Genomic DNA, 9,579 nt, shown 5'->3' with positions numbered 1-9,579 from the left:
ACGTCATGCAAACCTTCCTGAAGTCAAAATTATTGGATTGCGCAAGGGGACCTTGCTCATCGACAGATCATCAAAATCATGAAAAAGCACCGCAGACGGTGCGGCCGATCATCGGCTTGATCCGTTCCATAGCATGCTCTACTTAATACATCGATAAGTAGTGCTCACGCTACGACGTCGCATGCCCGTTTTTGGAGAGCCGTGTGCATTTTGCAACATAGGCGGATATGGACGACAACCACCTTGTCATAGCTTTCTTGGCGGCCCAACGCGGCGCAATCGTCGCCACGCATGACGCAGTCATGATAATGATCGACCGACACGGCATTTTCAGTATGGGCATTGGTTACACGGATGCCCACTTGCTGGCGTCAATCCTCCTTGACCACAAAGCGTCCTTGTGGACCAGAGACAAGCGCCTGCGGGCAGCGGCCGAAAAGGCAGGAGCGTCACTGCATATACCGGTCTGTGAACCGGCTCTGAACAATGACCCTATTGAGATCCCCTGCAACAATTTGAAATTGATAGGAAAATCGGACCATCAACGGGGTCATGGGCCACGCCGGTATATTCGCCACGTTCTCGGCAAAACGGAATATATTTCAATTACCTAAGCTTCATCCCAGCGGGGTCATCCTTGGATGCTTTTTCACATGCAGGAGCGCTGAACCAGATGGAAAGCTCCGCAAAGCCAAAAAACCAATCCAGAAGGATGCACGAAAGATGATGACCGCACGGAGCTCTTTGCATATCGGCTTATTATCGGGTCTCGCTTTTATGTTGTCAGCGTGCGTTGGAGTGACAAACCAGGAGCCTGAGACAAGCACGGTAAAGTCCGGCCGCAGAACCGAATTGGGAACGATAAGTGCCATCACACCTGGATGTAGGGACGTCACGGGCATCTATCCCGATACGGTTGATTATCCGAAACATGGGCAGGTGAGCTTCGAGTGGAAAGATGTGCTTGTTGGATTGATTAAGGAAGGGCCGCGTCGAGCCTGTAGTGGCAGGCGGGGAGCGATTGCCTTTGTCTATTATCGCCCAGATCCTGGTTTTACGGGTGACGATCACTTAACCGTACGTCTGGGTTCCAAGATTACCCGGATCAATATCAAGGTCGTGAAATAAGAGAAACCCGTCTAGACGGTTCTCTGTGGAAATCAACAAACTACCAAATGTCAGAAATTGAGCAAAGAACTTGCCTGAAACAGCTAATTCACCTATTTTAGGGGAAAGGAGATTGTCATGGCGAGTTTCACCCTCACAGATCTTGGCAACAAATCCGGGGAAGTCGTGGAGGCCGCCTTCGGCGGCCCTGTCGACATCACCAAGCGGGGCAAACGCAAGTTCGTCCTGTTGACGGCCGAACAGTTCGACCGTCTAGCAGGGCGGAACACCCAGCGGGCGCATCGTGTCGAGGATTTGACGGGCGAAGAGCGCGATGAGTTCCTGGCTGGCCTTGACGCTATCGTACGTGACGATGGCCAAGATGATTGAACCCAAACATGGGCACATCATTCTCTATTCCTATTTGTGGGCACGGGAGCATGATCAAGGGGAGGAAAGTGGTCGTAAGGCGCGCCCGACCTGCGTAATGCTGATTGTTGTGGGTAAGGATGGTCGCCAGAAACCCCTACTTTTCCCGATCACGAGCCAGCCGCCACGACCTGGCGCACACTATGTGGAAATTCCAGAAACCGAAGCCCGCCGCGCCAAACTCTATACGCCGGCTTGGGTCATTGTCGACGAATTCAACACGGATGATCTCGCGACGTCTTGGGCACTCGAGGATGCCAAACCGCTTGGCCAGTTCACGCGCAAGTTCATGTCGCGGATCGCCGCCGAAGCCGCAGCAGCGATCCGCGTTGGCGCCGTGCGCAGCGTACCAAGGCGATAGTCGGGCCAGGAAGGGAGACAATCGGCCCACTCGTGATGGCTGAACTCCCTACTGATTGGCTGTACATCACTCGTCTCTATGGGTGGAAACTGAAGATGGCCGCCGATTTGTTCCGCGCAATGGGCTGGATAACCAGGCACGGAGGCTCTGAGAATGTCTGGCCTCTGCCTGGAGTCTTCAGGCTCAATTTTCGTCGACTAGAGCGGACTTGAATTTTCGACCCCGTCATTTCGTTGAATCGAAGAAATTTTCTACGAAAGCCGCAGTTGGCGCTCCTGACAGGATTCGAACCGCGGCCCCCGATAATCCCATCAGCGCTAACATCATATTTCCATTACGTAACTGCTTTCCAATGGGGCCTGTCGTAGGAACCTTTAGAATATCCCTTAAAATGAGGTTTCGCCGCAGGTTATAATGCTACACAACTGGACATTGCGACGAAATTTTCACTCGCAAACGATCAGGATCGTTGATCTGGGATTCGCGACATTTGGCCGTATTTCAACGCGACCTCCGCGCCGCCATACGGATCAGCTTTGAGGGCAGCATAGCCAATAGCGTTTGAAGACGGACTGTTTAAATCCATACCAAACGCACCCCGATGCGGTCAAAACACGGCGAAATTTAACACTCGGCTGTTCTAACGTTTCGCTCGCTTCTTCTGACGATAGACGTCGATGGCCACGGCAGCGATGATGATGACGCCCTTGGCGATTTCCTGATAGTATGCGTCGACGTTCAGGAAGGTGAAGCCCGAGATCATCACGCCGAGGATGACCGTGCCGATCACCGTGCCGGCGATGCGTCCGACGCCGCCGGTGAGCGAGGTGCCGCCAATGACGGCCGCTGCGATCGCATCCAATTCATATGTGACGCCCATGCCGGCCTGCGCCGTCTGGACGCGAGCCGCCGTGATGATGCCCGCAAGACCCGCCAGCAGACCGGCGATCGCATAGACCTTGACCAGATGCGCCTCGACATTGATGCCGGAGACGCGCGCGGCCTGAATGTTGGCGCCGATCGCATAGGTGAATTTGCCGTAGCGCGTGTAGCGCAGCACGATATGGAACGCGAAGGCAACCACCAGGAAGACGATGACGGGCCAGATGCCGGTGCCGATGAAGTTGAACTGGTCGGTGAGGCCCGAGATCGGCTGTCCCTTGGTATAGAGCTTCGACAGGCCGCGCGCCGACACCATCATGCCGAGCGTCGCGATGAAGGGCGGTATTTTCGTTCTCGTGATCAGCAGGCCGTTGACATAACCGGCGGCAAGACCGATCAGCAGGCCGATGCCGATCGGAACGAAGAACGGCAGATCGGTGAGCGCCGGATAGAGCGCCCGCGCCCAGGTGGAGGACTGGGCAAAGCTTGCGGCGATCATCGCCGTCAAACCGACGACGGAGCCGGATGAGAGATCGATGCCCCCGGTGATGATAACCTGCGTCACCCCGACCGAGATAATCCCGATGACCGAGACCTGCAGGATCATGATCTTCAGGCGCTGGATGTTGAGCAGGAAGCTCTGGCCGACGAAAATCCAGCCGAGAACCTCGCAGACAAGTGCAATGCCGATCAGCACCAGAAAGATACCGAGTTCTGGCGGCACGCGACGGCGTCTCGAGCGCGTCAGCTGCGGTGCGACCGTCTCTGCGACTTTGCTAACCATGGTTCAATCCTCCCTTGCGATGGCCGGCGCGGATCATTGTGCCGCCAGCTCCATCACCTTCACTTGAGTTGCATCCGCACGATCGAGGAAGCCGGTCACCCGCCCCTCATGCATCACCATGATACGGTCGCTCATACCGAGCACTTCCGGCATCTCCGAAGAGATCATGATGACGGCGACGCCGTTGCGTGCCATTTCCGTGACCAGGCGATGGATCTCCGCCTTGGCGCCGACATCGATGCCGCGGGTCGGTTCGTCCAGGATCAGGATGCGCGGATTGGTGAGCATCCAGCGGCCGATCAACACCTTCTGCTGATTGCCACCGGAGAGATTTTCGATGCGTTCGTCGAGGGTCGGCGTTTTGACGCGCAGCTTGCGCGCCATCTCCTCGCAAACGTCCGCGACCGCACCTTCCTGCACGAAGCCGCCACGAACGAATTTGTCCTGCAGCACGGCGATCTGCATGTTTTCAAGCACGCTGAGGATCAACAGACAGCCGGTATCCTTCCGGTCTTCCGTCAGGAAGGCCATGCGATGGCTGATCGCCACCGCCGGCGAAGAGACGTTGACCGTCTTGCCGAACAGCTCGATCGTGCCGGAGGAAGCCGGCGTCACGCCGAACAGCGTCTCGGCGACATTCGAGCGGCCGGAGCCGACTAGCCCGGCGACACCGAGAATTTCGCCGGCCTTGACCTCGAAGGAAACATTGGAAAAGACGCCATCCAGGCTGAGATCCTTGACGGAGAGAAGCGTCTCGCCGATCGGCACCTCTTCCTTTGGGAACATCTGGGTGATCTCGCGGCCGACCATCATGCGAATGATGTCGTCGCGCGTAACATCGATCGAGGCGTGCGTGCCAATATATTTACCGTCACGAAACACCGAGAATTCATCGGCGATCTCGAACAGCTCGTTCATCTTGTGGGTGATGTAAACGATGCCGATACCCTGCTCACGCAGGCCGCGGATGATCTCGAAGAGATGCGCCACCTCGCGCTCGGTCAGCGCCGAGGTCGGCTCGTCCATGATCAGGACGTCGGAATCATAGGAGACCGCCTTGGCGATCTCAACCATCTGACGGCTGGCGACCGAGAGCTCGCCCACCTGGATTTCCGGATCGATGCTGATGTTCAGACGACGGAAGAGATCTTCCGTCTTCCGGCGCATCTCGGCATGATCGACGAAACCAAAGCGGTTCTTCGGCTCGCGACGGATCCAGATATTCTCCGCAACGGTCATATATGGCATCAGGTTGAGTTCCTGATGGATCATCGCAATGCCGTTTTCCAACGCATCGAGCGGCGATTTCAGGCGGATCGCGACGCCTTTCAGAAGCACTTCGCCCTGATCAGGCACATAGATGCCGGCCAGGATCTTCATCAGCGTCGACTTGCCGGCGCCGTTTTCGCCCATCAGCGCATGCACCGTGCCGCGCTTCAGACGAAAGGAAACGTCATCGAGAGCCACCACGCCCGGAAACTCCTTGCGGATGCCTTCGGCACTCAGCAGATAGGGGGCGTTGGGAACAGCGCCGCTGGCGCGTACCGCAGCCATGGTGGATGGGCTGACAACCATCTTTTCTCTCCCGGAATGTGGCGGAATTTGTGAGGATGCGGGCTCACGCACCCGCATCCGTCGATATGAACGCGATCAGTTCTTCTTGACGAAGTCCTTGACGTTTGCCGGCGTCACGAGCTGGAAGGGAATGTAGACCTTCTTCTCAACCTTTTCGCCCTTGGCAAGCTTCAGCGCGGCATCCACCGCACCCTTGCCCTGGCCGGCGGCGTCCTGGAACACCGTGACCTTCAGATCGCCAGCCTGCATCGAAGCCAAGGCATCTTGCGTCGCGTCGACACCGGCGACGACAATCTTGTCCAGCGACTTGCCAGAAGCCTTCAGCGCCTGGATAGCACCAATTGCCATTTCGTCGTTGTTGGCAATGACGGCATCGAATTCGAGACCGCTGGAGAGCCAGTTGGTCACAAGGTCGGCGCCCTGGGTACGCTGCCAGTTGGCGGTCTGCTCCTGGACGATGGTGATGCCCTTGCATTCGTCGGTGGCGAGAACGTCATGCACGTCCTTGGTACGCATGCGGGCCGCCTGGTTGGACAGTTCGCCCATCATGACGACGGCCTTGCCCTTGCCGCCGAGAAGACGGCAAACTTCCTTGGCTTCCAGCGTACCGGATTCCACCTCGTTCGAGGCGACAAAGGCTTGCCCTTCCGGCAGGCTGTCGACGTTCGCCGGCTCGCGGTTGACGAAGATCAGCGGGATCTTCGCTTCTGCCGCCAGCTTCGAGATGGCAGCCGTCGCATCCGTATCGACCGGGTTGACGATGATGGCATCGACCTTACTGGCGATGAAGTTCTGGATCTGGCTCTGCTGCTTGGCGATGTCGTTCTGCGCGTCTTCGACCTGCAGCTTCACGCCATCAACCGTCTTGGCATAATCCTGCATGCCGTTGCGCAGAACGGTCAGGAAGTTGTCGTCGAACAGCGCCATCGACACACCGATGGTTTCGGCATGCGCCGCCGTCGAGAGCATAAGCGCCATAGCGGAGCCAATGATAAGTTTTCTCATGATTTTCCTCCCAATTGCGGTGTCCGGCCACACCCCTCATTAATACCGGAACCCTCGGCTTCGACCGTAGGGCCAACAATCCAAGCTGCCATCACTCCCATAACGGCGGCCTAAAAACGGAACAAACAAACCGTAAAATTCACTATGCGGAATATTTATTCCATTTCCCAAGGAAAACGTCAACACTATTTTGTAACCGTCCCGGCGGAGACGAAGTTCTCAGGGCAATAGCGGAATTTTTGATGGGGAAAGGCTGTAAAAGCCGGCGTTCGAACCCACATCTCAGCCACTCGATCCGATGGAACGGACATTCCATCGACATCGAAGTGGCGTAAAACGCCGATACTATCGGGCCGAATACCCCCACCGGCCGACAATGGAGAACCAGCATGCCCTCGATGTACAGCTTCTCAGTTCCCGTCTTTCAACGCGGTCTTACGATCCTTGCGACCTATCTCGATGCTATCGAGACCTATGCCGCGGAGAAAGGCATCGACCCAAAAGAGCTTGTCGGCGCACGGCTCATCGATGACATGCTGCCGCTCTCCGGCCAGTTCCAGCGCGCCTCTGACAGCGCCAAGCTTGCCATTGTCCGGTTGACCGGCGTCGAGGCGCCGCGTTTCGAGGACAATGAGACGACCGTTGCCGAACTGCGCGAACGCCTGAAAAAGACACAGGATTTCCTGGCGACGATCACGCCGGAGACGATGGCGGGCAGTGAAAGCCGTGAAGTGACGATTTCGCCCGGCGGCAAGACGATGGTCTTCACCGGTGAGAACCTGCTCGCAAGCTTCGCCCTGCCCAATTTCTTCTTCCACATCACGACCGCACACGCCATCCTGCGCAGTCGCGGCCTGCCGGTCGGCAAGATGACCTATCTTGGCGCGTTCTCTTGATGGACTGCTGCTGAACGTTGATTAGGGCCGGCGTGAAACCGGCCCTTTTTCTGTCAGCTCGGTATAGGCAAGCGTCTGGTCGAGATGCTGCGCCCGCAAGGACAACAGCTTTTCGGCATAATCCAGCCGCACCGCCGCATAATCGGCGTCAGCGGCAACATTGGTCAGCTCCATCGGATCCTTCGCCAGATCGTAGAGCAGCGGCGGCAGACCGGCAAAATGCACGTATTTGAAACGCACGTCCCTGATGACGGCGAGATTGCAGGCATTTGACTTCAACCCGAAATGCCGCTCCGCCTCGCCCTTGGCGATATCGCGGAAATCGAACTCCCAGAACGCCGCGTCGCGCCAACCCTCCGGCTCGCCGCCCTCCAGAAAAGGCACGAGTGTCCCGCCATCGAGATGATTGTCGGGCACGAGGCCAAGCCGGTCGCAGAGAGTCGGAAAGATATCGGCGGCACTGGTGAAGCGTTCGACCTGCCGGCCCGCACCCGCCGGATGGCCGGGATCACGGATGACCAGCGGCACATGATAGCTGCCGTCGAAAAAGCCGCCCTTGCCGAGCATCCAGTGATCACCCATCATTTCGGCATGGTCGGAGGTGAAGATGATCAGCGTATCGTCCCAGGCTCCGACATTCTTGAGCGCCTGCCAGATCCGCCCGAGCTGCGTGTCCACCTCGGCGATCATGCCGTAATAGATGGCGCGGATGGCCGATAGATCCTCTGATGTCCAGTCGCTCGCAGATCCTTCACCGCCATAAATGAAGCTGTCCTTGCCGATCAGCGGCAAGGCGAAGGCGAGAAGGGGATGAACCGCCTGTTCCGCCTCACGATTTGCAGCACGCGCAAAGGCCGGTCCGTCGCTTGGCGTAAACATGCGATTATAGGGTTCCGGCACTGAAAACGGCGGATGCGGCCTCAGGAACGAAACATGCGCGAACCACGGCGCGTCCTGTTCGCCGAGCCAGCGGATGAATTCGCCGGCGAGAAAGGCCGTCTGTGTCTCATCCTTGGAATAGGCCGGCGCGGCATCGGAAATTTCGCCAGGCTTTGCCCCGACGGGAATATGGATATCGCGGCTCGTCGCTTCCGGATGGCCGCGCGAGCGCAGCCAGGAAAGCCACTGCTTCTCATGCTCGGGCAGGAGTTGGCGGGCACTGAAGCCGGGGAGCACACCTTCATAGGTGGTCAGATGCGGATCGTTCGGATCCATGCCGCGCGGATCGGGAGCCGTATCGGTATAGCCAAACAGCGTCGGATCGTAACCGCCGCGCCGGGCGGCAAGCGCCAGATTGTCGAACCGGGCATCCAGCGGCGATCCATTGCGGCAAACGCGATGGTTCATCTGATAAAGGCCGGTATAAAGCGTCGCTCGCGCCGGCGAACAGGGCGCCGTCCCGGCGAAATGCCGGGTAAACAACACTCCATCTTGCGCTAACGCATCGACATTCGGCGTCTTCACGCTGGCATGGCCGACAGCGGAGAGGCAATCACCCCGCCACTGATCGGCCGATATCAGCAACACATTGGGGCGCTTACCCGAGGGACGCCACTCAATGCTGGTTGGATTTGGCATGCCAGTTCCAGGCGGATTCTATGATCCGCGACAGATCGTATTGCGGTGACCAGCCGAGAATATCGCGAGCCTTGTCGTTGTTGGCGACCAGCGTAGTCGAATCACCCTCGCGCCGGCCGACATATTCGACCGGGAACGGCCGTTCCGACACAGTTTCGATGGCTCCCAGCAGTTCCTTAACCGTCGTGCCTGTGCCTGTGCCGAGGTTCAGCGCAACGGACCCGCCGCCCCTGAGCAGATATTCCACCGCCCGCACATGCGCGTCCGCAAGATCGAGGACGTGGATATAGTCGCGCACGCAGGTGCCGTCGCGCGTGTCGTAATCGCTGCCGAAGACCTTGAAGCCCTGGCGGCGGCCGAGCGCCGCGTCGATCGCCAGCGGAATGGCGTGGGTTTCCGGCGTATGCCATTCACCGATGCGCCCTTCGAAATCGGCGCCGGCAGCGTTGAAATAGCGCAGCACCACGGAACGCAGGCCCTTGTACTGATCGTAGTCGGCGAGCGCCTGCTCGACGATATATTTGGTGCGGCCATAGGGATTGATCGGCACCTGCCGGTGGCTCTCGTCGAGCGGCACGCTCTGCGGCAGGCCATAGGTGGCGCAGGTAGAGGAGAAGACGAAGGCGCCGATACCGGCCGCCTGCGCCGCCGCCAGCAGCGTCAGCGTGCCAATGACATTGTTTTCATAGAAGGAGACGGGATCCTTGACGGATTCGCCCACCTCGATCAGCGCCGCGAAATGCAGGATGGCGGCCGGCTTGTATTTCGCCAGGACTTCATCGAGGCGCGCCCGGTCGCGGATATCGCCTTCTTCGGCCGGACCCCATTTGACGAATTCGCGATGACCGTTGGAGAAATTGTCGTAGACGACGGGCTGGAACCCTTTGTTCGCCAGATCCAGACATGTGTGCGAGCCGATATAGCCGGCGCCTCCGACCACAAGAACCGTTTCCCCTGCCATA

General features: G+C 58.2%; 9 protein-coding genes and 1 pseudogene. 5 read left to right on the top strand and 5 right to left on the bottom strand.

Going from position 1 to position 9,579, the window contains the following annotated elements; genetic code table 11:
* Positions 1–233: 233 nt before the first annotated feature.
* From PMI03_RS31710 to PMI03_RS15150, 4 genes and pseudogenes are all read left to right on the top strand, one after another.
* Positions 234–464: pseudogene (locus tag PMI03_RS31710) on the top strand (type II toxin-antitoxin system VapC family toxin); the annotation flags it as partial.
* Positions 465–723: 259 nt separating this feature from the next.
* Positions 724–1,128, top strand: a complete 405-nt coding sequence (locus PMI03_RS31015) for a hypothetical protein (RefSeq protein ID WP_007694721.1) — start codon at positions 724–726, stop codon at positions 1,126–1,128.
* A 117-nt stretch (positions 1,129–1,245) separates the two neighbouring features.
* Positions 1,246–1,497, top strand: coding sequence for a type II toxin-antitoxin system Phd/YefM family antitoxin (locus PMI03_RS15155; RefSeq protein ID WP_007694720.1), 252 nt, complete (start codon positions 1,246–1,248; stop codon positions 1,495–1,497).
* The gene (locus tag PMI03_RS15150; RefSeq protein WP_007694718.1) at positions 1,442–1,897 is read left to right on the top strand and encodes a hypothetical protein; all 456 of its coding nucleotides are present in this window, start codon (positions 1,442–1,444) and stop codon (positions 1,895–1,897) included. Before PMI03_RS15155 ends, PMI03_RS15150 begins: the two co-directional genes overlap by 56 nt.
* Before the next feature lie 640 nt (positions 1,898–2,537).
* On the opposite strand, the gene PMI03_RS15145 is transcribed toward PMI03_RS15150, so the two are convergent.
* The 3 genes from PMI03_RS15145 to PMI03_RS15135 form a co-directional block, all read right to left on the bottom strand.
* The gene (locus tag PMI03_RS15145; protein WP_007694717.1) at positions 2,538–3,563 is read right to left on the bottom strand and encodes an ABC transporter permease; all 1,026 of its coding nucleotides are present in this window, start codon (positions 3,561–3,563) and stop codon (positions 2,538–2,540) included.
* 33 nt (positions 3,564–3,596) lie between these two features.
* On the bottom strand, positions 3,597–5,138 hold the full coding sequence (locus PMI03_RS15140; RefSeq protein ID WP_007694716.1) for a sugar ABC transporter ATP-binding protein: 1,542 nt from the start codon (positions 5,136–5,138) through the stop codon (positions 3,597–3,599).
* Positions 5,139–5,213: 75 nt separating this feature from the next.
* On the bottom strand, positions 5,214–6,143 hold the full coding sequence (locus PMI03_RS15135) for a sugar ABC transporter substrate-binding protein (protein WP_007694715.1): 930 nt from the start codon (positions 6,141–6,143) through the stop codon (positions 5,214–5,216).
* A 389-nt stretch (positions 6,144–6,532) separates the two neighbouring features.
* Here PMI03_RS15135 and PMI03_RS15130 point away from each other — a divergent pair, with 389 nt between their 5' ends.
* Positions 6,533–7,039, top strand: a complete 507-nt coding sequence (locus PMI03_RS15130) for a DUF1993 family protein (protein WP_007694714.1) — start codon at positions 6,533–6,535, stop codon at positions 7,037–7,039.
* A 21-nt stretch (positions 7,040–7,060) separates the two neighbouring features.
* On the opposite strand, the gene PMI03_RS15125 is transcribed toward PMI03_RS15130, so the two are convergent.
* The gene (locus PMI03_RS15125) at positions 7,061–8,617 is read right to left on the bottom strand and encodes an alkaline phosphatase family protein (RefSeq protein WP_007694713.1); all 1,557 of its coding nucleotides are present in this window, start codon (positions 8,615–8,617) and stop codon (positions 7,061–7,063) included.
* Complete coding sequence (galE, locus tag PMI03_RS15120) at positions 8,595–9,578, bottom strand: UDP-glucose 4-epimerase GalE (protein WP_007694712.1); 984 nt, start codon at positions 9,576–9,578, stop codon at positions 8,595–8,597. The genes PMI03_RS15125 and galE overlap by 23 nt, the downstream gene beginning before the upstream one ends.
* Position 9,579: the final 1 nt, after the last annotated feature.

Origin of the sequence: Rhizobium sp. AP16, from assembly GCF_000281735.1 — a bacterium.
GTDB classification, from domain to species: Bacteria; Pseudomonadota; Alphaproteobacteria; order Rhizobiales; family Rhizobiaceae; genus Rhizobium; species Rhizobium rhizogenes.
Note: the sequence above shows the minus strand (reverse complement) of the source record. Positions and strands in the feature narration are given on the sequence as shown.